Source organism: Sphingomonas sp. C3-2 (genome assembly GCF_033025475.1).
In the GTDB taxonomy this organism is placed as follows: Bacteria; Pseudomonadota; Alphaproteobacteria; order Sphingomonadales; family Sphingomonadaceae; genus Sphingobium_A.
On the sequence record NZ_CP130322.1, the window covers coordinates 2,848,296 to 2,871,934 of the forward strand.

Genomic DNA, 23,639 nt, shown 5'->3' on the forward strand with positions numbered 1-23,639 from the left:
CTTTTTACTTCAGCGTTTCGAGATAATCGACGATCGCCTCGCGCCGCGCGGGGTCTTTCTCGCCGCGAAATACCATGCGCGTTCCGGGAACAACGACGGCAGGGTTCTCGATAAAGGCATCCATCTTTGCGCGGTCCCAGGTGAAGCCCGCCTTTTTCATGCCGTCCGAAAAGGCGAAGTCGGCGGGGACGGTGCCCGCCTTGCTGCCCATCACGCCGTGCAGATTGGGGCCGCTCCTGCGCGGTGCGCCCGGCGTGTCGGCATGGCAGACCGCGCATTGCTGGAAGGCCGGCGGGCGTTGTGCCGTGGCCGTCTGCGATGCGCTGGGCGCGGTGTCAGGTTGCTCGGCAGCCGGCTGGGGCTGGCCGCAGGCGGTGAGGAACAGGGCGCCGGCAAGCCCGGAAACGATACGCATGGCAGCAAAACCTTTCGCGGACGCGCTCAGGCGTCGATAACCTCTTCGTCCACGCGCGCCGCATTTTCCTGGATGAAATGGAAGCGGTGCTCGGGATTCTTGCCCATCAGCCGGTTGACGAGATCGCGCACGCCCGCGCGCTCCTCATATTCCTGCGGCAGCGTGATGCGGATCATCGTGCGCGTCTGGGGATCCATGGTGGTTTCGCGCAGCTGTTGCGGGTTCATCTCACCAAGGCCCTTGAAGCGGCTGACCTCGATCTTCTTGCCCTTGAACATCGTCTTTTCGAGCTCGGCGCGGTGCTCGTCGTCGCGCGCATAGGCGCTCTTGCCGCCCGCCACGAGCCGGTAGAGCGGCGGCTGGGCGAGATAGAGGTGTCCGCGCCGGACGAGTTCGGCCATTTCCTGGAAGAAAAAGGTCATCAGCAGCGTGGCGATATGCGCGCCGTCGACATCCGCGTCGGTCATGATGACGATGCGTTCGTAGCGCAGATTTTCAGGATTGCACTTGTCGCGCGTGCCACAGCCGATCGCCTGGATGAGGTCGGCGATTTCCTGATTGGCGAGGATCTTGGCCGAATTGGCTGAAGCGACGTTCAGGATTTTGCCGCGAATGGGCAGGATCGCCTGTGTCTTGCGGTCACGCGCCTGCTTGGCCGAGCCGCCGGCGCTGTCGCCTTCGACGATGAAGATTTCGGTGCCCGCCGGATCGTCGGCCGAGCAATCGGTCAGCTTGCCGGGCAGGCGCAGCTTGCGGCCTGAGGTCGCGGTCTTGCGCTTCACCTCGCGCTCGGCCTTGCGGCGCATGCGTTCGTCCATCCGGTCGAGGATCAGGCCGAGGAGCGCCTTGCCGCGCTCCATGTTCGCCGACAGATAATGATCGAAATGATCGCGCACCGCAGCTTCGACCAAACGCGCGGCCTCGGGGCTCGTCAGCCGGTCCTTGGTCTGGCTCTGGAACTGCGGATCGCGGATGAAGACGGACAGCATGAGCTCGGCGCCCGTCGCCACGTCCTCGGCGGTGATGTCCTTGGCCTTTTTCTGGCCGACGAGATCGCCGAAGGCGCGGATGCCCTTGACCAGCGCGGCGCGCATCCCGGTTTCGTGCGTGCCGCCATCGGGGGTGGGGATGGTGTTGCAATACCAGCTATAGCTGCCCTCGGACCAGAGCGGCCACGCCACCGCCCATTCGACGCGGCCCTGTTCGTCGGGAAAATCCTGATTGCCCGTAAAGAACTCGGTCGTCGCGCATTCGCGGTCGCCGATCTGCTCACGCAGATGGTCGCCAAGCCCGCCGGGGAACTGGAACACGGCTTCGACCGGGGTGTCGTCCGAAATCAGCTCGGGCGCGCATTTCCAGCGAATCTCGACGCCTGCGAACAGATAGGCCTTGGACCGGACCAGCTTGTGCAGCCGCGCGGGCTTGAACTGCATTTCGCCAAAGATCTGCGTGTCGGGGACAAAGGATACGCTGGTGCCGCGCCGGTTCTGCGTCTGCCCCACGCGTTCGAGCGGGCCGAGCACCGCGCCGCGCGAAAAGCACTGGCGGTAGACTTCCTTGTTGCGCGCAACCTCGATCACCGTGTCCGACGACAGCGCGTTGACCACGCTCACGCCCACGCCGTGCAGGCCGCCCGAGGTGGCATAGGCCTTGCCCGCGAACTTGCCGCCCGAATGGAGCGTCGTCATGATCACTTCAAGCGCCGACTTGTCGGGGAATTTGGGGTGCGGATCGACCGGGATGCCGCGGCCATTATCGGTGATCGTCAGCCGGTTTCCGGGCTCAAGCGTCACCTCGATTCGGTTGGCATGGCCCGCCACCGCTTCGTCCATCGCATTGTCGAGCACCTCGGCCGCCAGATGATGGAGCGCGCGCTCGTCGGTGCCGCCGATATACATGCCCGGGCGCCGACGCACCGGCTCAAGCCCCTCAAGCACTTCGATGGCCGAGGCATCATAGGTTGCAGTGGTTTGCGGGACGGATGCGAACAGGTCGTCTGACATGCGCAAGCTATAGGGGGCGGGCGGGGGCGCTGACAAGTTGGCAACGTGTCATCGTTTGAAACCAACATGCGGGCTTATGGCCGGGATAGGGATCAATATCGGCGCGTTCAGGCCAAGGTTGCGATGTAATGCAACCGTGTAGCGTATGCGTTTTTCAGCCGGCCGCTGCGAAAGTATCGCGGCGGCCGGCCTGTTATTGGGGTGGATATGGTTGGATGATCAGCGAACGCGCGGCGCGCCGAAGGGCATTGGCGGCGGCGGACGACGATCGCGGCGCGGCAGCTGCGCCTGATACGCATGGCCGCAATGTTCGACGCAGTAAGGGAAACCAGCGTTCACCTTGTCGCCGCAGAAATGGAAATCGGGCTCACCCGGATGGCCGATCGGCCATTTGCAGATGCGGTCGTTGAGGTCGAGCAGGCTGGTCTTGCCTGCAATCTCGGCGCTCGGCTTGGCCGGAACCAGGCGGCGCGGCGGGGCAGGCGGAATCGGGGCCTGCTGGTCGCCGGGGCCCTGACGCAAAAAGCCACCGGGGCCAACCGAACGCAGCACGGGCGAACCGTCGCTGACGACGGCGGGCTGCGGTGCCGTGCCCGCCGGGGCTGCGGGCGCGGGGCGCGGGGCCGGAGCGGCTGCCTGCGGTGCGGGCTGCGGGGCCGGCTTGGGCGCTGCCACCGGGGCCGGCGCGGGCGGCGGCGGAGGTGGTGGAGGCGCGGCCTCTACCTTCTTTGCAGGCGCGGCCTTTTTCGCAGGCGCCTTGCCGTCCTTGTCCTTCACGGGCGACGGGCGTGACTGCAGGCCAAGGCGGTGCGCCTTGCCGATCACGGCGTTGCGGCTCACACCGCCGAGTTCCTCGGCGATCTGGCTCGCGGTCATGCCTTTTTCCCACATCGCCTTCAATTGATCGATGCGTTCGTCGGTCCAGGCCATTTAAGCTCCCTTGGCTTCAGAATCTCGCGCCGCAAACTCATTGCTTGCGGCCTAAGCCGACTGCCGATAGGCGAGTTGGCGATGATGAGCCAGCCTGAATCAGCGATCCGCAGCGAACCGGGCGTTCCGGTGATCCGCAATGTCAACTGGGGCGGGCTCCGCGCCCTTTATATCAAGGAGGTGCGGCGTTTCTTCAAGGTCCAGCTCCAGACAATCTGGGCGCCGGCGATTACCACGCTGCTTTTCCTTGTCATTTTTACGGTTGCGCTGGGCGGAAGCGGGCGCACCGTGCTGGGCGTGCCCTTTGCCGATTTCATCGCGCCGGGGCTGATCGTCATGGGCATGATGCAGAACGCCTTCGCCAATTCCAGCTTTTCGCTGCTCGTCGGCAAGATCCAGGGCACGATCGTCGATTATCTGATGCCGCCGCTCTCTACCTCCGAACTGCTCGCCGCGCTCACCGGTGGCGCGGTGACGCGCGCCGTGCTCGTCGGGCTTGCCGTCTGGGTGGCGATGGCCTTTTGGCCGGGCGTGCATGTGACGCCCAAACACCCCTGGGCGATTATCTGGTTCGGGCTGATGGGCGCGCTGTTCCTCAGCTTTCTGGGTGTTCTCACCTCGATCTGGGCGGAAAAGTTCGATCATGCGGCCGCCGTCACCAATTTCGTTGTCGCGCCCCTCTCGCTTCTGTCGGGCACCTTCTACTCGGTCGACAAGCTGGCGCCGGTTTTCCAGACGATCAGCCATGCCAATCCCTTTTTCTACATCATCTCGGGCTTTCGCTACGGTTTTCTGAGCGAGGCGGATTCGCCCGTGCTGTTCGGCGCGCTGCTGCTGCTCGGCATCAACATGGCGATGGGTCTGCTCTGTTACGCGCTGCTGCGTCGGGGCTGGAAGATCCGCAACTGATCGGCCGCGCCGCAGTCTCATGATCCGGTATCGCAATGATTGACCCCCCGGCCCCCCGGGCTGTATAGGGATCGGCGTCAGGCGACCAATGGGGGTCGCCTTTTTGCTTTTTGCAACCGTGAAGGAGCCACTCCGATGACGATTACCCCCCTCATGCCCGTTTACCCGCGGTGTGATGTGCGGCCGGTCCGAGGGGAGGGGTGCTACCTTATCGGGGAACGAGGCGAACGCTATCTCGACTTCGCGAGCGGTATCGCGGTCAACCTTCTCGGCCATGGCCATCCGCACCTGACCAAGGCGCTGCAGGATCAGGCGGCGACGCTCATGCACGTGTCGAACCTGTATGGCAGCCCGCAGGGTGAGGCCTTTGCGCAGCGTCTTGTCGACAACACCTTTGCCGACACCGTCTTCTTCACCAATTCGGGTGCCGAAGCGGTCGAGTGCGCGATCAAGACCGCGCGGCGGTATCATTACGCCAAGGGCAATCCGCACAAGCATGATCTGATCACGTTCAACAATGCGTTTCACGGCCGTACGCTCGGCACGATCAGCGCGACCAACCAGGAAAAGATGCGCGACGGTTTCGAACCGCTGCTCCCCGGCTTCTCCTATGCGCCTTTCGACGATCTCGACGCGGTAAAGGCGCTGATCAACGAGAATACGGCGGGCTTCCTGCTCGAACCGATTCAGGGCGAAGGCGGTATCCGCCCGGCCAGCGACGAATTCATGCAGGGCCTGCGCGCGCTGGCGGACGAGCATGATCTGATGCTGATCCTCGATGAGGTTCAGTGCGGCGTCGCGCGGACGGGCACGCTCTATGCCTATGAACAATACGGCATCACGCCCGATATTCTGGCGACCGCCAAGGGCATTGGCGGCGGGTTCCCGATGGGCGCCTGCCTGGCCACCGAAAAGGCGGCGGCCGGCATGGTGTTCGGCACCCATGGTTCCACCTATGGCGGCAATCCGTTCGCCATGGCGGCGGGCCAGGCGGTGTTCGACGTGATCCTCGAACCCGGCTTCCTCGATCATGTGAAGAAGACCGGCGAACGCCTTGTCCAGGCGCTGGAACAGTTCATTCCGAACCATCCCGAACTGTTCGAGGGCGTGCGCGGCCGCGGCCTGATGCTCGGCGTCAAGATGAAGAGCGACAGTCGCGCCTTTGTGGCGCATCTGCGCAAGCACGGCCTGCTCACCGTCGCCGGCGGTGACAATATCGTGCGCGTCCTGCCGCCGCTCGTCATTGGCGAGGAACATATCAACGAATTCATCGAAAAGCTTTCGGCTGGCGCCGCAAGCTATGGGGCACCTGTCGAATGACCCGGCATTTCATCGATCTTTCCGACGCGGGCGGCGATGCGATCGCCGCGATGCTGAACGATGCGCTTGAACGCAAGGCGGCCCGTGCGGGCCGCCCCAAGGGCGCGGCCGATCCCGATGCACCGCTCGCCGGCCATGTGCTCGCGATGGTCTTCGAAAAGAATTCGACGCGTACGCGCGTGTCGTTCGACATGGCGATCCGCCAGCTCGGCGGCACCTCGGTCGTCATGCACGCCGGTTCGATGCAGCTGGGGCGCGGCGAAACCATTGCCGATACCGCACGCGTGCTTTCGCGGTACTGCGACGCGATCATGATCCGCACCGACGATCACGCCAAGATCCGCGAAATGGCCGAACACGCCACCGTTCCGGTCATCAACGGGCTCACCGATGCCTCGCACCCGTGCCAGATCATGGCCGATCTGCTGACCGTGATCGAAGATGGCAAGGCGCTGCCGGGCAGCAAATGGGCGTGGCTGGGCGATGGCAACAACGTCCTCCATTCGATCGTCGAAGCGGCCGGGCTAATGAAGTTCGACGTAATGATCGGTTGCCCCGAGGGTTATGATCCCGACGAAAGCTATGTCGCTGAAGCGCGCGCGCGCGGCGCGAACATCACCATCACGCGCGACGCCGCCGAGGCCGCGCGCGGCGCCGATGTCGTCGTGACCGATACCTGGATCTCGATGGGGCAGGAGCATGCCGAGGCCAAACTGGCCGCGATGATGCCCTATCAGGTGAGCGAGGCGCTGATGGCCGAGGCCAAGCCCGACGCCGCCTTCCTCCACTGTCTGCCCGCGCACCGCGGCGAGGAAGTGGTGGAGGCCGTGATCGACGGTCCGCGCTCGCTGATCTGGGACGAGGCGGAGAACCGCCTGCATGCGCAGAAATCGGTTCTGCTCTGGTCGCTGGGCAAGCTCGGTTGAGAATCCGCGCAGCGTAACTATCTAAGCATCCGTTCATGGCCGCTGTCCGGGGCGTATCTGCCCCGGACATGCCATTTCCGCTACTATATCACGCCTTCCGGCATAAGCGGGGGGCGAACGGAGCATCAGTTTGTCGCAAGAGTCGCATTTTCAGGCCGATATCGATCGGGTTCTCGGCTTCGCCATCCCCAGCCGCAATGCGCGTGGCCGTGTGGCCCGCGTCGGCGGTGTGCTCGATCAGGTCCTCTCGGCGCATGGCTATCCGCCCGCGATCGAAAAGGTGCTGGCCGAGGCGCTGGCGCTCACCGCGCTGCTCGGCTCGACGCTGAAGGACGAAGGCGGCCAGATGACGCTGCAGGCGCAGACCGAAGACGGCGTGATCGATCTCCTCGTCTGCGATTACCGCGCCGGCGAACTGCGCGGCTATGTGAAGTTCGACGAGGAACGCGTCGCCAGCGTTCCGGCCGACCCCATCCTCGCCGATCTGTTCGGCAAGGGCTATCTTGCTGTTACCTTCGATCAGGCGGTTTCGGGCGAACGCTATCAGGGCATCGTCCCGCTTGAAGGCGCATCGCTGGCCGAAGCGGCGCAGAATTATTTCTGCCAGTCCGAACAGATCCCGACGGTCATCCGTCTCGGCACCGTGCAGAGCGGCGCCGAAGGCTGCCGTGCGGGCGGGCTGATGCTGCAATATCTTCCCGAAGGCGAAGAGGGGCGCGAACGCCTGAGCATCCGGCAGGAGCATCCCGAATGGGATCATGTCCGCATGCTGGGTGAGACGACCAGTGTCGAGGAAATGACCGATCCGGCGCTGCCGCTTGAAACGCTGATCTGGCGGCTGTTCAACGAGGAAGAGGAAGTGCGCGTGCTGGGTGGCCCGGTGCTGACGCGCGGCTGCCGCTGCGATCCGGTCTATATCGGCAATGTGCTGGCCAAGTTCCCCGAGGAAGAACGCGTCGAAATGGCCGATGCGGATGGTTTTATCCGTGTGGATTGCGCGTTCTGCGCGCGCAATTTCCCGATTCCGGCGCGCAGCGTCGCGGCCTGAACGTGCTGCCCATCGCCCGGCCTTGCCGGGCGGGGCGGAAGATGAGGAGTTGATCATGCGGGGTTGGCGTTGGATCTGCGGGATCGCTGGCCTGGCCGTGCTGGCCGGGCTTGCACCGGCGGCGATCGCCCCGATTGCCGCACGGAGCACGACGCTCCCCGCGCTGACGCGCCTTATGGAGGGCAGCTGGGAGTTGCGTGAGCGTGGCGGCAAGGCCGCGCCGCAGCGCATCTGCGCGGCCGATCCGCTGGCATTGATGCAGGTGCGCCACGCCGGGCGGGCCTGTTCGCGCTTCGTGATCGACAGCCAGTCCGACCGCGCCACCGTCCATTATACCTGCCCCGGCGTCGGCCATGGCCGGACCACGCTGCGTGTCGAGACCAACCGGCTGGTCCAGATCGAAACCCAGGGTTTTGTCGAGGGGGCGCCCTTCCAGACGCGTTATGAGGGGCGCTTCGTCGGCCCGTGCCGATAAAGCGCCGCGCGGGGCGCTTCGTTCAGACTGGGTTTATCTGGCGCGCCTAATCTGGTGCATGTGTCGGGATCGACACGCATTTGCTCCCAAAGTGGCCGCTAGGCCGTAACTGGGTCGCGGTCCGAACAGGACCGCGGCCCAATCTTTAGGGGGCGCCACGGGGCGTCAGGGGCGGGCTGGGGCTTGCCACCGGCGGCGTGAGGGCGTAGCGGGCCAGCCATCATGGACATTACCGAAAACAAGGGCGCACGGCGCGCCGTGGTGCTGCTCTCGGGCGGGCTGGACTCGATGGTCTGCGCCGGGCTGGCCAAGGAAGCGGGCTTCAATGTGCTCGCGCTCACGATCGACTATAATCAGCGGCACCGTGTCGAGCTGGACGCTGCTGCGCGTATCGCCAGGCATATCGGCGTCGAACGCCATATCGTTCTCCCGCTCGATCTGCGCGGCTTTGGCGGGTCGGCGCTGACCGACGATATCGATGTGCCCAAGAGCGGGGTCGAGGAAGACGATATTCCCGTCACCTATGTGCCCGCGCGCAACACGATCTTCCTGTCGGTCGCGCTGGGCTGGGCCGAGGCGGCGGGCGCGCGCGACATCTATGTCGGCGTCAACGCGCTCGATTATTCGGGCTATCCCGATTGCCGTCCCGAATTCATCGCGGGCTTTGAAAAGCTGGCGGAACTGGCCACCAAGGCCGGTGTGAACGGAGAGCCGTTCAAGTTCCGCGCGCCGCTGCAATATATGGGCAAGGCCGAGATCGCGAAGGAAGCCGCGCGGCTGGGGCTGGATAGCGGCATGAGCTGGTCCTGCTACGATCCCACGCCCGAGGGCAAGCCCTGTGGCGGGTGCGACAGCTGTCGCCTGCGCGCCAAGGGGTTCGAGGAAGCCGGGCTGGTGGACGGCGCCGTCGCATGACCTATGCCGTCAAGGAAATGTTCCTGACGCTGCAGGGGGAAGGGCGGCAGGCCGGTCGCCGCGCCGTCTTCCTGCGCTTTGCCGGGTGCAACCTCTGGTCGGGGCGCGAGCAGGACCGCGCCACGGCCGATTGTCGCTTCTGCGATACCGATTTCGTCGGCACCGATGGCACGGGGGGCGGCAAGTTTCCCGAGGCCGCCGATCTGGCGCGCGCGGTGGCGGCACTGTGGGGCGAGGACCGTAGCTTGGCCTATATCGTCTGCACGGGGGGCGAACCGCTGTTGCAGGTCGATGCGCCCCTTATCGATGCGCTGCACGCCGAAGGCTTTACCATCGCGGTTGAAACCAATGGCACGCTGCCCGCGCCCGCAGGGATCGACTGGATCTGCGTCAGCCCCAAGGCGGAGACGGACATCGTCCAGCGCCAGGGCAATGAACTGAAGCTCGTCTGGCCGCAGCCGGGCAGCGATGTCGATGCGATGGAGGGCTGGGCCTTCGACCATTTCCTCGTCCAGCCGATGGACGATGTGCGCGGTCAGGCCAATGTCGAGGCCGCGATCGATTTCGCGATGACGCGGCCCAAATGGCATTTGTCGCTTCAGGCGCACAAGGCGCTTGGCCTGCGCTGAGCAGGCCGAGCGTTCATTTCCGTTCGACCAGCGCGGTGATCAGACCGCGCACTGCTTCTTCAGGCTGTTCTTCTTGTCCCAGCAACGCGATTCCAGCGGAACAACGCGCCCGGCATAGCTCGGCATCACGAAGCGCGGGAATTGCTGTTCGCCTGCCGGCAGCAGGCTGTTGCGGAATTCCTTGAGGCGCGTCGAAGCCAGTTCGCCCAGCTTGCCGGTGGGCGTGAACAAGGCCGCGCGGCCGATACGGCTTGCCGTGAGGCAGAAGCCCAGCTGGCCCCGGACCGTCGAAAAGCCCGAATAGGTGCGCGTGCCATATTGGTCGAGCGCGGTCATCGCGGCCTTGGGGTTCTTGTTCTTGCGCTTGAAATAGTTTTCCAGCGCCTTGTACGCGCGGGCCAGCTCATCGTCATGATCGTTGAGCAGATAATTATACTGGTTGAGCGTCAGCAGCGTCGGTTCGAACTGGCACTGTAGCGCCGCGACGTTCAGCCCGGCGCGCATGCTCCACAGCATGGCTGCGCGCAATTCCTCGGGCTTGGCGTCAGGCAGCGGCAACAGCACACCGGGTTCGCTGCCCGTCACCGGCACGTCGGTGAAATTGGGTGATTTCAAGAAAAGCTGTGCCGACGCCGGAGTTGCGACCGCACCGATGACGCCAATTGCCAGCGCCACTGCGTACCTGATCCCCGCCATGATAAATTCCCGCCTTAATGCTGATACGCCTACCAAAGTCCTTGCCTAGATTCTTTGGGACTCCGGCTCAAGGCCTAAGTCGGCTTTCGGGCGTGGGCGCGACACGGGCGGGCGAAAACCCCGTATTTTCACCGGCGCAGACGCAAAAAAGGGGCGCCCGGAAAGGCCCGGACGCCCCTTTTCAACCGATCGCCTGCGATCAGTTTGCGTTGGTTGCGTTCGCCGTCGCATTGGCGGCTTCGACCGCGTTGGCGGCGTTCGCGTCGGCGGTCAGGTTGGCGTCGGCCACATTGCCGTCAACGCCGGTTGCCGCGTCGGTGTTGGTCATCATGTCGTTGGTCGAACCTTCCATCATCGAATCTTCGACGTTCAGTTCGGTGACATTGGCGGTGTCGTTCGAGGCGACGGGCTCGCTCTTGCCGCATGCCGAAACGGCAAGCGCTGCGGCTGCGATCACGGTGCCGGTTGCCAGCTTGGAGAAAAGGTCACGCATTTCAAATTCCCTTATTTTGCAGGACCTGGCCGACCCACGTCGGCCGCCCAAATCGCGGCGGACAATAAACTTAAAGGCTTAGCGGCTCAACCCGCCCCGGCCCTGCAGGCAAATCCGGACAGAAAATCGGGCAGGCTCTGCCGCAACGCGGCATCGACATCGGCCATGCTGGCGGCCTTGCCCAGCGCTTCGAGGCTGGTCACTGGAAACTCGGCCAGCCCGCACGGAACGATCCCGCCGAAATTGCCAAGATCAGGATTCACGTTGAGCGAAAAGCCGTGGAGCGTCACCCAGCGGCGCACGCGTACGCCGATCGCGCCGATCTTCGCCTCGCGGCCATGATCGTCGGTCCAGATGCCGATCCGGCCCGGCGCGCGCCACGCCTCGACACCGAGGAGCGCGAGCGCATCGATCACCCAGCCTTCGAGCGCGCTGACATAACAGCGCACGTCGCGGCCGCGTTCGGCGAGGTTCAACTGGACATAGCCGACCCGCTGGCCGGGGCCATGATAGGTGTATTTGCCGCCGCGCCCCGCCGGGTAGACGGGAAAACGCGGATCGAGCAGTTCGGCGGGGTCGGCGCTTGTACCGGCGGTGTAGAGCGGCGGGTGTTCGAGCAGCCAGATCCGCTCGCCGGCGGTTCCTGCATGGATGGCGGCGGCGCGCTCCTCCATGTCGGTCAGCGCTTCGGGATAGGAAACCTGTCCGGTGCTGACCTGCCATTCGATCGTCGATTCGGGGCTTTCGGTCATGGACATAGCCCTGAACCAGCGCGCCGCGCGGATCAATTGCGAATGCCGAAGGGGGATTGCGAAAGACAGTGGCTTTTCCGTCTCGAGGCGTTACCACGGCGCGCACGCTTGCGTATCGATCCAGAGGATTGGGTGATGAAGATGTCATATGGCCGGATATGGGACGACATGGTGGCCATGTTCCGTGGACATTCCGAACTGCTGCTGGCGGTTGCCGGGGTGTTTCTGTTCCTGCCCAGCCTGCTCAGCCATCTGCTCATCCCCGAACCGATGATCAGCGAACGGGGCGTTGCTGCGCTTGAACAGTTCGTCGCGCATTACCGCGCCAATTTCCGCACCATCTTCCTGCTCTCGCTGCCGACCGCGCTGGGGCAGGCGGCAATCCTTGCGCTGCTGCTCGACGCGGCGCGCCCCACCGTGGCGATGGCGCTTCGCAAGGGGTTGATGCTGCTGCCCGGTTTCGTGTTGCTCAACATCCTCGTGAACTTCACCGTCGCGTTCGGCTTGCTGCTCTTCATCCTCCCCGGTCTGTACCTGATCGGGCGGACCTATGCGGCCGCGGCCGCGCTGGTCGCCGAAAACCAGCCCAATCCGCTGCGCGCCTATGGGCGCGGTATCGCGATCACGCGCGGCAATGGCTGGCGGGTACTGGGGATGCTTGCGATCATGGTGGTCATCGGCATCATTCTGTCGGCGGCGATTACCTCGGTCGTCGGGGTGGTGTTCGCGCTGCTGGCCTCTCCCGAGGCGAGCGGGGTTGCGACGGCGATCGCTGCCGCCGCAACCGATATGCTCATCGCGCTCGCGCTCACGCTGTTCGCCGCCGCGCTCTACCGCGCGCTTGCACCGGCCACGCACTGACGCCCGATCAGCCGATCTCGACGGTCAGCGCCTCCACCGTCATGCGGCCGCCCGCGCCGCTCAGGCGGATATCGGCGACGATATGGCCGGGCAGGTCGAACTCGGTTTCGGCGATTTCGCCCTGCAGCCGCCGGGCAAGCCGTTCATCCCCGGTGTGATAGACGAACTGGTGCCGCGCGCCGTTGAAAGTGACGCTGGCCCAGGGCTGGCTGCGGCTGGTGAGCCGCGCAGCGCATTCGGGCTGGCGCGCCAGATAGCGGTCGAGCCGCTGGCCCAGTGCATCATGCGCGTCCTTTCTGTAGCGCGCGCTCATTGACCGATCCTCGCTTCGCTTTCGTCGATGAAACGGTGCACGCGCGCCGAAAGCCGTGCGCCGGGTTCGCGCCCGTTGCGCATGTCGAGCACCAGCCGGGGGTCGCGCACCGCCTCTCGGCCGAAACGGGTGGGGGGAATGGCATAACGGCGCAGATGCTTTTCGATGCGCCGCAGCAGGTGCGTTTCCATGACTTCTCCTCGTCCTTTCCTGGAATCGCCCTATTCAAATAGGGAAAATCCTATCTTCTCGTCCATTTCCTACTTGTCTAGGAAAAATCCTATCGATATGGTGATAAAATGACCGGGGTCGATGTCAGGGCTGCGCTCGACGCGCTGATCAGGGAGCGGGGGGATGACTATGCCTCCTTGTCCCGCCTGATCGGCCGCAATGCCGCCTATATTCAGCAGTTCATCCGTCGCGGCGTGCCCCGCAAGCTCGATGAAGAGGATCGCCGCGTGCTTTCCGCCTATTTCGGGGTGGATGAGGCGGTGCTTGGTGGTCCGGGGCGAGCGACCGCATCGGTGCCGCGCGGCGGTGGTCCGGCGCTACGCGCGCCGGGCGATCTCGTCCTTGTTCCCCGGCTGGACATTGGTGCGTCGGCGGGGTCCGGGGCATTGGGCGGGGATGAAAGCATCAGCGCGCGGCTCGGTTTTCAGGCGGGGTGGTTGCGCAATTTGGTCGGCGGCAATCCGGATCAGCTGTCGATCATCCAGGTGCGCGGCGATTCCATGGCGCCCACGCTGTCGGACGGGGATGATATCCTCATCAATCGCGGCGATGCGGGGGAACGGCTGCGCGACGGTATCTATGTGCTGCGGATCGAGGAGGCGCTGCTCGTCAAGCGGCTGGCGCTCAACCCCTCAGGTAAAAGCCTCACGATCCGGAGCGACAATCCCAGCTATCCCGACTGGTCGGATTGCCGGACAGAGGATGTGCATGTCATCGGCCGGGTGGTTTGGGCCGGGCGCCGGATTTCCTGACGCAGCGGCAGCGCGTCCTCAGTGGCGCGCCTTGTCCCAGAGCCAGATGGCGGTGGCGCCCAGCGCGCCCAGCACCACGCCCGCAATAAGGCCGAGGGACGGCTGGCCCATGACCGTGCCGACGATGGCGCCACCGATCGAGCCGATCGCCAGCAGGATGCCGCCGCCGAGCGGCGAGGAGGAGGGGGTGTCGTTCATGCGGGCCGAGCCTTGCCACGAAGCGCCGTGTTTTTCCAGTGGAATACAGGCACTCCTGCGGTGTTGAGATCAACCGCCGCGTGGGCGGGGCAGAGCCGATTTAGCGGCTGGCGGGGTTGAAAAACTCCCGCTAACACATGCCAATGCTCGTCCGTCCCCTGCCACAGCGCATCGGCGTTCCCATCATGGTCGCACTGTTGCTGTCAGGTACGGCAGGGGCTGCCCATGCGCAGGATCAGGCGGTCGAAACACCCGCGCCGCCGCCTGCGACGCAGGGCGACCCCGATGCGCCGATGAGCGATATTCCGGATTTCGGGGTCGACTGGCCCGATCTGGGCGCGGGCGATGCGATCGATCCGAATGCCTCCGCCGAGCCCGATCTGCCGACCGAGCATCGTTACAGCGTGCGGCTCGACGGGCTCGACGAGATCGACGCCGATGTGATCCGCAGCCGCTTCAACATCCTCTCCGCGCTGGCGCAGGGCAAGGGCAAGTCCGCCAATGCGGCGCAGATCGATCGCCGCGCCAAAGAGGATGAGGAACTGCTTGCCACGCTGATGCGCGCGGCGGGCTATTATGACGCACGGATCGATACGCGCAGCGAGGCGGACGCCGAGGGGCGGGTGCTGGTGATCCTCGACGTGCGCCCGGGCAATATCTACCGCTTCACCGAAGTCGAACTGCGCGGTCTGGACGAGGCGGGCGACAAGGCGCCGCTCTTGGAAAAGACGTTCGATGTGAAGCGGAACGACGTGGTCGATGCCGACAAGGTCGTGGCGGGGGAGGCCGCGCTCGTCGAACAACTGGGGGAACAGGGCTTTCCCTTCGCCAAGGTTCAGGAGCCGGGCGTCGTCGTCGATCACGAGGATCGCAGCGCGACGCTCGTGATCAATGTCGATACCGGCGGTGCGCGCAATTTCGGGCGCATCATCAAGGACGATCCCGCCGTGTTCAGCGCGCGTCATGTCCAGACGATCGCGCGCTTCGATCCCGGCGATCCCTATGACTCGCGCGATATCGACGATCTGCGCCGCGCGCTTGTCGCCACCGGGCTGGTCTCGACCGCCAAGGTCGAAACCGTGCCGGGCAGCACGCCCGATACCGTTGATGTCAAGGTCGCGATCGAGCCCGCGCCGCCGCGCACCATTGCTGGCGAAATCGGTTATGGCACGGGCGAAGGCGCGCGGCTGGAGGCGAGCTGGCAGCACCGCAACCTGCTGCCGCCCGAAGGCGCGGTCACCGTGCGCGGGGTCATCGGCACGCAGGAACAATTGCTCAGCACCACGCTCCGCCGCAGCAATTTCGGCAAGCGCGATCGCACGCTCAATGCGCAGATCGCCGCGCAGCATGTCGACCGCAAGGCGTATGAAGCGCGCACCTTTTCTGTCTCGGGTAGCCTGGAGCGGCAGAGCAATCTCATTTTCCAGAAAAAATGGACATGGTCGGTGGGCGCCGAAATGCTCGCCTCGGACGAACGCGATGTCGTCGGCGCCACCGATATTCCGCGCCGTCGTACCTTCTTCATCGCGGCGCTCCCATCCAATGTGCTCTACGATGCGTCGGACGATCTGCTCGATCCCACGCGCGGCTTCCGTCTCGGTGCGCGGGTGTCGCCCGAAGCTTCGTTCCAGAATGGCTCTTTCGGCTATGTGAAGGCGCAGATCGACGCGGTCGGCTATTTCCCGGCGGCCGATAACATCACCATCGCCGCGCGCACGCGGCTGGGAACGATCTACGGCGCCGATCGCGATCGGATTGCCCCCTCGCGGCGCTTCTATGCGGGCGGCGGCGGTTCGGTGCGCGGCTATGGCTATCAGTCGATCGGCCCGCGCGATCTGGATAATGATCCGGTGGGCGGCAAGAGCCTGGCCGAATTCTCGCTGGAAGGGCGTATCCGCTTCGGCAATTTCGGCGTGGCGCCCTTTGTCGATGCGGGCAATATCAGCACCGACGCGCTGCCCAATTTCAGCAAGCTGCGCTTCGGCGCGGGCATTGGCGCACGCTATTACACCAATTTCGGCCCGATCCGCATCGATGTCGGCACCCCGATCAACCCGCAGCCCGGCGATCCGCGTGTCGCGGTCTATGTTTCGCTGGGGCAGGCCTTTTGATGGACGGCGAAACCACGGCACCCGAGCAGGACCTGCCCGAACGCAAGCCTCGTCGGCGTTGGTTCGGCAAGGGAGTGGCCGGGCTGGGCGGCATCGCGCTGTCGGTCGTGCTCGCCATTCTCGGGCTGCTGCTGGTGCTCGACACCGGGCCGGGCCACCGGCTGATCGTCAACCGGATAGAGAGCATGGCACCCGAATCCGGGCTCAGCATCCGGATCGGGCGGATCGACGGATCGATCTACAACAAGGCGCGGATCGTCGATCTGCGGATCTACGACGCCGAAGGGCTGTTGTTCGATTCCCCCGAAGTGCGGCTCGACTGGCAACCGCTCGCCTGGCTGGGCAACACGCTGGCGATCAAGCAGGCCACCGCCGAACTCGCGACGCTGCACAAGAAACCCAAGTTCAACCCGAGCGAGAAACCGGGGCCGATCCTGCCCGGTTTCGATATCCGTATCGGCACGCTGCGGATAGATCGGCTCCGGATCGAGCCCGCACTGACCGGCAAAAGGCAGACAGGGCGTCTGGCGGGCAATGCCATTGTCCGTGATGGCCGCGCGCGGATCGATCTGGCCGCGCGGGTCGAGGGCGGCGGCGACGCGCTCAAATTCTTCCTCGATGCCGAACCCGATCGCGACCGCTTCGATCTCGATTTCGATCTGTCCGCCCCCGCAGGCGGCGTGTTCGCGCGGCTGCTCGATAGCAAGAGCCCGGTCGCAGCGCGCATCGCGGGCGATGGTCGCTGGTCGAACTGGAAGGGGATCGGCAGCTTCGATGTCGGCCGCAACCGCGTGATCGATCTGCGGCTGGGTGTGCAAAAGGGCACTTATGCGTTGTCGGGCGCGCTCGCCCCCTCGCTTGTCAGCAAGGGGATGATCGCTCGGCTCACCGAACCGCGCATCGGGGTTGAGGGGCGCGGCACGCTTGAAAAGCGCCGTCTCGATCTGGTGCTCAAGCTGCGCTCGCGCTCGGTTTCGGTCGATGCCAAGGGGATTGTCGATCTTGGCCGTTCGGCGTTCGACGATTTCCGCGTCACCACCGATCTCAGCCGGCCCGCCGCGCTCTTTCCCAATCTGGGCGGGCAGCCGGCGCGGTTGCAAACTGTGTTCGACGGGCCGTTCAAGACCGCACGGTTCGAATATCTGCTCACCGCGCCGCGCGTGACCGTCGACAAGACCGGGTTCGAACAACTGCGCGCCACGGGCAAGGGGCGGCTGTCCAAGGCGCCCGTCGTGGTTCCACTAAAGTTGACCGCGCGGCGCGTGACCGGGGTGGGCGATGTGGCGGGCGGCATTCTCGCCAATCTCAGCGTCGACGGTAATCTGAACGTCACCACCGCCGCCATCACCGGCAACGGCCTGCGCATCCGATCGGACAAGCTGTCGAGCAAGGCGACGCTGTTCGTCGATCTGAAGACGGGGCGGTACGACATCACGCTCGCTGGTCAGCTCAACCGCTATTTCATCCCCGGCATCGGCATTGTCGACGTGAAGGCCGATTTCAGCGTCGTCCCCGGTTCGGGGGGCAAGGGCACGCGCATCGTGGGCACGGCGCAGGCCTGGGTTCGCCGCTTCGACAATGATTTCCTGCGTAATCTGGCGGGCGGGTTGCCGGTGATCACCACCGGGCTCGAACGCGGGGCGGACGGCGTTATCTATCTGCGCGGGCTCAAGATCACCGCACCGGGCATCCGGCTTTCGGGCAATGGCCTGCGCCGACGCGATGGCACCTTCCATTTCGAGGGGGAGGGCGTTCAGCACCAATATGGTCCTGTGCGCCTCGTGCTCGACGGCGATATTGCACGGCCCAAGCTCGATCTGTTCCTGAAGCGCCCGATGGATGCGCTCGGCCTTGCCGATGTCCAGCTCCATCTCGATCCCAATGCTGAAGGTTTCGCCTTCAACGCTGAGGGGGGATCGACGCTCGGCCCATTCCGCGGCAATGGCACGATCCGGATACCGTCGGGCCGCCCGGTCGAGATCGCGGTTGCGGGCCTCAATGTCTCGGGCACCACGGCGCGCGGACTGCTGCGGAGCGTACCCGGCGGGTTCGACGGCCGGCTCGATCTGTCGGGCGGGGGGCTGACGGGCAAGCTCGCCTTTGCGCCTGTCGGCGGCATCCAGCAGATCGTCGCCGATCTCGATGCCCGCCGTGTCAGTTTCACCGGGCCGCCGCCCATTTCGGTGCGGCGCGGCACGGTGAAGGCGACGCTGCTGCTCGATCCAGCGGGGCTGGGCGTCAGCGGCAGTTTCGATCTGCGCGGGTTCCGGCGCGGCAATCTCGCGCTGTCGAGCGCGGTGGGCACGGCTGAGCTGCGTGGGGGGCGTGGCCAGATCAAGGCCGATGTCGAGGGCGCGCGCGGCCGGGCGTTCGATCTCCAGCTCGCCGCTGATGTTTCGCCTGAACGCATCCGGATCGAGGGGAACGGCACGCTCGATCGGCGCCCGATCAAGCTCGATAGCCCCGCCGTGCTCACCCCGATCGAGGGCGGCTGGGCGCTCGAACAGACCAGCCTCAGCTTCAGCGGCGGCGCGATGACGCTGGCGGGCCAACTGAGCGACCGCGCGACGCTGCTCAACGCCAGCGTGGAAAAACTGCCGCTTGCAGTGCTGGACATCGCCTGGCCTGATCTTGGCATGGGCGGCGTCGTCTCGGGCCAGCTTTCCTTCCGGCGTGAGGGCGCCGCGCGTCCCACGGGCAGCGCCAGCCTGAAGGTGAAGGGGCTGAGCCGGGCTGGGCTGGTGCTCAGCTCGACCCCGGTCGACATGGCGGTGAACGCGGTGCTCGACGGGGAAAAGGCCGCCGCGCGCGCGGTGATCGCCAATCGCGGAGCGGTTGTCGGCCGCGCGCAGGCGCGGCTCGCGCCGCTGGGCGGTGGCGATCTCGTCACCGAACTGATGAACGCGCCGCTCTTTGCGCAGATACGCTATGCCGGGCCGGGCGAAACGCTGTGGCGGATGACGGGCGTCGAAATCTTCGATCTTTCCGGGCCGGTCTCGATCGGGGCGGATGTTACCGGCCGTCTCGCCGCGCCGGTCATTCGCGGCAATGTGCGCACCAGCAAGGCGCGTCTCGAAAGCGCGATTACCGGCACCTTGCTCACCGATCTCGACGCACGCGGCCGTTTCGATGGTTCGCGCCTCTTCGTCGATGAAATGACCGCGAATGCGGGGCAGGGCGGCACCGTATCGGCGCGTGGCAGCTTCAACCTCGCCGCCGCAGAAGGGTTTGGCATCGATCTCGCGGTCGACGCGCAAAAGGCGGTGCTCCTCAACCGCGACGATCTCGGCGCCACCGTCACCGGGCCGCTCACCATCCGCACCGATGGGCGCGGCGGGGTGATCGGCGGCGAGGTAACGCTCGATCGCAGCCGTTTCGTGCTTGGCCGCGCCACCGCCGCACAGGCGATCCCGCGCCTCAACGTGATCGAACTCAACCGTCGCGGCGAAGTGGTCGAGCGGAAAAAGGCCGCCGTGCCCTGGCGGCTCGACATCAAGGCCAAGGCGCGCAACCGGCTGATGGTGACGGGGCTGGGCCTCGACAGCGAATGGAGCGCCGATCTCGACATCGGCGGCACGGTCGAAGGCCCCAGCATCGTCGGCCGCGCCGATCTGGTGCGCGGCGGCTATGAATTTGCGGGCAAGCGCTTCGATCTCGAACGCGGGACGATCCGTTTCTCCGGCGCGGTGCCCGCCGATCCCACGCTCGATATCGTCGCTGAATCCGATGTTCAGGGCTTGAGCGCGACGATCCGGGTAACGGGCACGGGGCAGAAACCCGATATCGCCTTTACCAGCGTACCGGCCATGCCCGAGGACGAGCTATTGTCGCGCCTGCTCTTTGGCACCTCGATCACCAACCTGTCCGCGCCCGAAGCGCTTCAGCTGGCCGCCGCTGTTGCCGCGCTTCAGGGCGGCGATACCGGGCTCAACCCGATCAACGCGGTGCGCCGTGCCGCCGGGCTCGACCGTCTGCGCGTGCTGCCGGCGGATACGACGACGGGACAGGGCACCTCGGTTGCCGCCGGAAAATATCTCACCCGGCGCGCCTATGTTGAGCTGATCACCGATGGGCAGGGCTATTCCGCCACGCGTGCGGAATATCAGATCACGCGCTGGCTCTCGATCCTCGGCAGCATTTCCACCCTTGGACGCGAAAGCGTAAACATACGCGTATCCAAGGATTATTGATCCCTTTCACGACAAGGATGTTGAAGATGCGTTCTCCAGATACCGTTGCCGCCATGCAGTGCCCCGTCTGCCGGGTCGGGTTGGCGATGACCGACCGTCAGGGGATCGAGATCGATTATTGCCCGCAATGCCGGGGTGTCTGGCTCGATCGCGGCGAACTCGACAAGATCATCGAGCGCAGCATGGCGGGGCCCCCGGCCGCGCAGCCGCAAGCGCGCCCGCAACAACCGCCGCGCCAGCAGGCCTGGGGGATGGGCGACGTCTTCTCGGGCGATCGCTATCATGGCGGTTACGATCCGCGCTATGTGAAGCACAAGAAGCGCAAATCCTGGCTCGAAGAAATCTTCGACTGAGCCGGGCACAAAAAAGGGGCGGCACCGATGGTGTCGCCCCCTTTGTTTTAAGGATCAGAAGGATCAGCCGGGAATGCCGCTGATCGCCTTCACTTCCATAAAGTCCTTGAGACCGAACAGCCCGCCTTCGCGGCCATTGCCCGATTGCTTATAGCCGCCAAAGGGGGCGCCCGGTGCGGGGCCCCAGGCGTTGACCGCGATCATGCCCGCGCGCAGGCGCGGGGCCACTTCTGCGGCCTTGGCGGGATCGCCCGTCACCACGGCCGACAGGCCATATTCGGTGTCGTTGGCGATCGCGACGGCTTCGTCGAGGTCGCTATAGCTCATCACGGTTGCGACGGGGCCGAAGATTTCCTCGCGCGCGATCCGCATGTCGGGCGTCACGCCCGAAAACACCGTGGGCTTCACATAATAGCCGCGGTTGACGTTGCTCGGCAGCCCGGTGCCGCCGGTTTCCAGCACCGCGCCCTCGTCGATCGCCGACTGGATCAGCCCCTGGATCTTGTCGAATTGCGTCTTGTTGACGACCGGGCCCATATGCGCGCCCTCAACCAGCGGATCGCCCGCCTCGGCCTTGTCGAACAGCGCCTTCACCACGCTGGCGGCTTCGGTCGCCTGATCCTTCTGGACAAGGATGCGGGTGGGGGAGATGCAGCTCTGGCCCGAATTGACGAGCACGCCCGATGCCGTTGCCGGCAGCATTTCGGGCAGGTTCGAACCCGGCAGGACGATGTTGGGCGATTTGCCGCCCAGTTCCTGGTGGACGCGCTTCACCGTGTCCGCCGCCGCCTTGGCGACAAGAATACCCGCGCGCGTCGATCCGGTGAAGCTCACCATCTCGATGCCCGGATGCGCGGAGATCGCCGCGCCCACGCCCACGCCGTCGCCCTGGACGAGGTTGAACACGCCCGGCGGCACGCCTGCGGCATCCATGATCTCGGCAAAGATCGCTGCGTTGCCGGGGCATTCTTCCGAAGGCTTCAGCACCATGGTGTTGCCGGCGGCCAGCGCGGGCGCAACCTTGAGCGCGATCTGGTTGAGCGGCCAGTTCCACGGCGTGATCATGCCGACAACGCCGATCGGTTCATAGACGACCGTGTTGGCGCCGTGCTTCTCGCTGAACTGGAAATCGCGCAGCGCGGGGATGGTGTTGGTGAAGCCGCCCATGGCCGATCCCACCTGCGCGGTGCCGGCAAAGCTCACCGGCGCGCCCATTTCCATCGCCATCGACCGGGCAAGGTCGGGAATGCGCTTCTTGAATTCCTCAACGACGCGCTCGAGCAGCGCAAGGCGCTCTTCGCGCGTCGTTTGGCTGAAGGTTTCGAACGCCTTGCGCGCGGCCTTCACGGCGGCGTCGACATCGGCCTGGGTGCCCAGCGTGATTTCGGTGCACGCCTCTTCGGTCGACGGGCTGATCACTTCATGGCGCTTGCCCCCGATGCTTTCGACCCATTTTCCATCGATATAATGCTTCAGGTAGCTGTCCATTGTTGCTCTCCGCTGATTGGCCCTGAAAGGCCCTGTGTGGCCAGCAATCTGAGAGCTTGCCTCGGGAAATCAACCCCCGAATTGGAACCGTTCTGTTTCCGTGACGAACCGATGAAACAGAAAAGGGCCCGGCGGTTTCCCGTCGAGCCCTTGTTTGCTGCAATGCCGCCCGGCCTGAGCCGGGCGAACCTGCATCAGCCCGAATAATACATGTCGTATTCGACCGGGCTGGGGGTCATTTCCCAGCGTGCGTTTTCGGCCCACTTGATATCGATATAGGCTTCGATCTGGTCGCGGGTGAACACGTCGCCCTTGAGGAGGAAGTCCATATCGGCCTGGAGCGATTCCAGCGCTTCGCGGAGCGAGGCGCAAACCGTGGGAACCTGTTCCAGCTCCGCCGGCGGCAGATCATACAGGTTCTTGTCCATGGCTTCGCCGGGGTGGATCTTGTTCTGGATGCCGTCGAGGCCGGCCATCAGCAGCGCCGCATAGCAGAGATACGGGTTGGCGAGGGCGTCGGGGAAGCGGAACTCGACGCGTTTCGCCTTGCTGCCCGTGCCGTACGGAATGCGGCACGATGCCGAACGGTTGCGGCTCGAATAGGCGAGCAGAACGGGGGCTTCATAACCCGGAACCAGGCGCTTGTAGCTGTTGGTGGTCGGGTTGGTGAAGGCGTTCAGAGCCTTGGCGTGCTTGATGACGCCGCCGATGAAGTACAGGCACATGTCCGAAAGGCCGGCATAGCCTTCGCCCGCGAAGAGCGGCTTGCCCTTTTCCCAGATCGACATGTGGGTGTGCATGCCCGAGCCGTTATCTTCCTTGATCGGCTTCGGCATGAAGGTTGCGGTCTTGCCATAAGCATGGGCAACCTGGTGCACGACATACTTGTAGATCTGCATGCGGTCGGCGGTTTCGACCAGCGTGCCGAACATCACGCCCAGTTCGTGCTGTGCGGCGGCCACTTCATGGTGGTGCTTGTCGCAGGGTAGGCCCATTTCGAGCATGGTGGTGACCATTTCGGCGCGGATGTCGACGGCGCTGTCGACCGGTGCGCAGGGGAAATAGCCGCCCTTGGCGCGCGGACGGTGGCCGAGGTTGCCGGTTTCATACTTGGTGCCGGTGTTGGTCGGCAGCTCGATGTCGTCGATCTTGTAATAGCTGGTGTTGTAGCCATTTTCGAAACGGACGTCGTCGAACATGAAGAATTCGGCTTCGGGGCCGACATAGATGGTATCGCCGATGCCGGTTGCCTGCAGATAGGCTTCAGCGCGCTTCGCGGTCGAGCGCGGATCGCGGGCATAGAGTTCACCGGTGCCGGGTTCCACAACGTCGCAGAACACGATCAGCATCGGGGTCGCCGAGAACGGATCGGTGTAGACCGCGTCAAGGTCGGGCTTCAGGATCATGTCGGATTCGTTGATCGCCTTCCAACCTTCGATCGACGAACCGTCGAACATCAGGCCTTCGGTCAGCTCGTCTTCACCCAGTACGCCAGCGCACATGGTCAGGTGCTGCCACTTGCCCTTCGGGTCGGTGAAACGCAGATCGACCCACTCGATCGCTTCGTCCTTGATCTTCTTCAGAATGGTTGCGGCGTCATTGGCCATGTCACTAATGCCTTCCTGCAAGCG

General features: G+C 64.8%; 23 protein-coding genes. 12 read left to right on the forward strand and 11 right to left on the reverse strand.

Going from position 1 to position 23,639, the window contains the following annotated elements:
- Positions 1 to 4: 4 nt before the first annotated feature.
- The 3 genes from QYC26_RS13725 to QYC26_RS13735 form a co-directional block, all read right to left on the reverse strand.
- Positions 5 to 415, reverse strand: a complete 411-nt coding sequence (locus tag QYC26_RS13725; protein ID WP_317512785.1) for a c-type cytochrome — start codon at positions 413 to 415, stop codon at positions 5 to 7.
- Between the two features lie 26 nt (positions 416 to 441).
- Positions 442 to 2,418, reverse strand: coding sequence for a DNA topoisomerase IV subunit B (parE, locus tag QYC26_RS13730; protein ID WP_317512786.1), 1,977 nt, complete (start codon positions 2,416 to 2,418; stop codon positions 442 to 444).
- A 219-nt stretch (positions 2,419 to 2,637) separates the two neighbouring features.
- Positions 2,638 to 3,348, reverse strand: coding sequence for a GcrA family cell cycle regulator (locus QYC26_RS13735; protein WP_317512787.1), 711 nt, complete (start codon positions 3,346 to 3,348; stop codon positions 2,638 to 2,640).
- Between the two features lie 81 nt (positions 3,349 to 3,429).
- Here QYC26_RS13735 and QYC26_RS13740 point away from each other — a divergent pair, with 81 nt between their 5' ends.
- The 7 genes from QYC26_RS13740 (at position 3,430) to queE (ending at position 9,570) form a co-directional block, all read left to right on the forward strand.
- Entirely contained in the window at positions 3,430 to 4,257 is an 828-nt protein-coding gene (locus tag QYC26_RS13740; protein ID WP_317512788.1) for an ABC transporter permease, read from the forward strand.
- A gap of 135 nt (positions 4,258 to 4,392) precedes the next feature.
- The gene (locus tag QYC26_RS13745) at positions 4,393 to 5,577 is read left to right on the forward strand and encodes an aspartate aminotransferase family protein (RefSeq protein WP_317512789.1); all 1,185 of its coding nucleotides are present in this window, start codon (positions 4,393 to 4,395) and stop codon (positions 5,575 to 5,577) included.
- Entirely contained in the window at positions 5,574 to 6,503 is a 930-nt protein-coding gene (gene argF, locus QYC26_RS13750; protein WP_317512790.1) for an ornithine carbamoyltransferase, read from the forward strand. Before QYC26_RS13745 ends, argF begins: the two co-directional genes overlap by 4 nt.
- Positions 6,504 to 6,633: 130 nt before the next feature.
- Positions 6,634 to 7,551 (forward strand): Hsp33 family molecular chaperone HslO, encoded by a 918-nt coding sequence (locus tag QYC26_RS13755; protein ID WP_317512791.1) that lies wholly within the window; start codon positions 6,634 to 6,636, stop codon positions 7,549 to 7,551.
- Positions 7,552 to 7,606: 55 nt separating this feature from the next.
- Positions 7,607 to 8,026 (forward strand): hypothetical protein, encoded by a 420-nt coding sequence (locus tag QYC26_RS13760; protein ID WP_317512792.1) that lies wholly within the window; start codon positions 7,607 to 7,609, stop codon positions 8,024 to 8,026.
- A gap of 222 nt (positions 8,027 to 8,248) precedes the next feature.
- The gene (gene queC, locus QYC26_RS13765; RefSeq protein WP_317512793.1) at positions 8,249 to 8,941 is read left to right on the forward strand and encodes a 7-cyano-7-deazaguanine synthase QueC; all 693 of its coding nucleotides are present in this window, start codon (positions 8,249 to 8,251) and stop codon (positions 8,939 to 8,941) included.
- Entirely contained in the window at positions 8,938 to 9,570 is a 633-nt protein-coding gene (gene queE, locus QYC26_RS13770; protein ID WP_317512794.1) for a 7-carboxy-7-deazaguanine synthase, read from the forward strand. The genes queC and queE overlap by 4 nt, the downstream gene beginning before the upstream one ends.
- A gap of 39 nt (positions 9,571 to 9,609) precedes the next feature.
- Here the strand turns inward: queE and QYC26_RS13775 are convergent, their stop codons facing one another.
- The 3 genes from QYC26_RS13775 to lipB form a co-directional block, all read right to left on the reverse strand.
- Positions 9,610 to 10,266, reverse strand: coding sequence for a hypothetical protein (locus QYC26_RS13775; RefSeq protein ID WP_317512795.1), 657 nt, complete (start codon positions 10,264 to 10,266; stop codon positions 9,610 to 9,612).
- Positions 10,267 to 10,465: 199 nt separating this feature from the next.
- Positions 10,466 to 10,759: a hypothetical protein gene (locus tag QYC26_RS13780; protein WP_317512796.1), complete on the reverse strand. Its 294-nt coding sequence runs from the start codon at positions 10,757 to 10,759 to the stop codon at positions 10,466 to 10,468.
- Between the two features lie 86 nt (positions 10,760 to 10,845).
- Positions 10,846 to 11,511 (reverse strand): lipoyl(octanoyl) transferase LipB, encoded by a 666-nt coding sequence (gene lipB / locus QYC26_RS13785; RefSeq protein ID WP_317512797.1) that lies wholly within the window; start codon positions 11,509 to 11,511, stop codon positions 10,846 to 10,848.
- A 108-nt stretch (positions 11,512 to 11,619) separates the two neighbouring features.
- On the opposite strand from lipB, the gene QYC26_RS13790 reads away from it, so the two are divergent.
- Complete coding sequence (locus tag QYC26_RS13790; protein WP_317512798.1) at positions 11,620 to 12,372, forward strand: hypothetical protein; 753 nt, start codon at positions 11,620 to 11,622, stop codon at positions 12,370 to 12,372.
- Between the two features lie 7 nt (positions 12,373 to 12,379).
- Here the strand turns inward: QYC26_RS13790 and QYC26_RS13795 are convergent, their stop codons facing one another.
- Together QYC26_RS13795 and QYC26_RS13800 are read right to left on the reverse strand one after the other, a co-directional pair.
- Positions 12,380 to 12,685, reverse strand: coding sequence for a hypothetical protein (locus tag QYC26_RS13795; protein WP_317512799.1), 306 nt, complete (start codon positions 12,683 to 12,685; stop codon positions 12,380 to 12,382).
- Entirely contained in the window at positions 12,682 to 12,876 is a 195-nt protein-coding gene (locus tag QYC26_RS13800; protein ID WP_317512800.1) for a hypothetical protein, read from the reverse strand. Before QYC26_RS13800 ends, QYC26_RS13795 begins: the two co-directional genes overlap by 4 nt.
- 108 nt (positions 12,877 to 12,984) lie before the next feature.
- Between QYC26_RS13800 and QYC26_RS13805 the strand changes: the two genes are divergently transcribed.
- Entirely contained in the window at positions 12,985 to 13,668 is a 684-nt protein-coding gene (locus QYC26_RS13805) for a helix-turn-helix transcriptional regulator (RefSeq protein ID WP_317512801.1), read from the forward strand.
- Between the two features lie 18 nt (positions 13,669 to 13,686).
- Here QYC26_RS13805 and QYC26_RS13810 read toward each other — a convergent pair whose 3' ends face one another.
- Entirely contained in the window at positions 13,687 to 13,866 is a 180-nt protein-coding gene (locus QYC26_RS13810) for a hypothetical protein (RefSeq protein ID WP_317512802.1), read from the reverse strand.
- Positions 13,867 to 14,003: 137 nt separating this feature from the next.
- On the opposite strand from QYC26_RS13810, the gene QYC26_RS13815 reads away from it, so the two are divergent.
- Genes QYC26_RS13815 through QYC26_RS13825 form a run of 3 tightly spaced genes read left to right on the forward strand, consistent with a single transcriptional unit; the run spans position 14,004 to position 20,520 of the window.
- On the forward strand, positions 14,004 to 15,977 hold the full coding sequence (locus tag QYC26_RS13815) for an autotransporter assembly complex protein TamA (protein WP_411197603.1): 1,974 nt from the start codon (positions 14,004 to 14,006) through the stop codon (positions 15,975 to 15,977).
- Positions 15,977 to 20,167 (forward strand): translocation/assembly module TamB domain-containing protein, encoded by a 4,191-nt coding sequence (locus QYC26_RS13820; RefSeq protein WP_317512804.1) that lies wholly within the window; start codon positions 15,977 to 15,979, stop codon positions 20,165 to 20,167. The genes QYC26_RS13815 and QYC26_RS13820 overlap by 1 nt, the downstream gene beginning before the upstream one ends.
- A 26-nt stretch (positions 20,168 to 20,193) precedes the next feature.
- Positions 20,194 to 20,520, forward strand: a complete 327-nt coding sequence (locus QYC26_RS13825; RefSeq protein WP_317512805.1) for a zf-TFIIB domain-containing protein — start codon at positions 20,194 to 20,196, stop codon at positions 20,518 to 20,520.
- 63 nt (positions 20,521 to 20,583) lie between these two features.
- Here QYC26_RS13825 and QYC26_RS13830 read toward each other — a convergent pair whose 3' ends face one another.
- Positions 20,584 to 22,008: an aldehyde dehydrogenase family protein gene (locus QYC26_RS13830; protein ID WP_317512806.1), complete on the reverse strand. Its 1,425-nt coding sequence runs from the start codon at positions 22,006 to 22,008 to the stop codon at positions 20,584 to 20,586.
- 194 nt (positions 22,009 to 22,202) lie between these two features.
- The gene (gene glnA / locus QYC26_RS13835) at positions 22,203 to 23,615 is read right to left on the reverse strand and encodes a type I glutamate--ammonia ligase (protein WP_317512807.1); all 1,413 of its coding nucleotides are present in this window, start codon (positions 23,613 to 23,615) and stop codon (positions 22,203 to 22,205) included.
- Between the last annotated feature and the right edge of the window lie 24 nt (positions 23,616 to 23,639).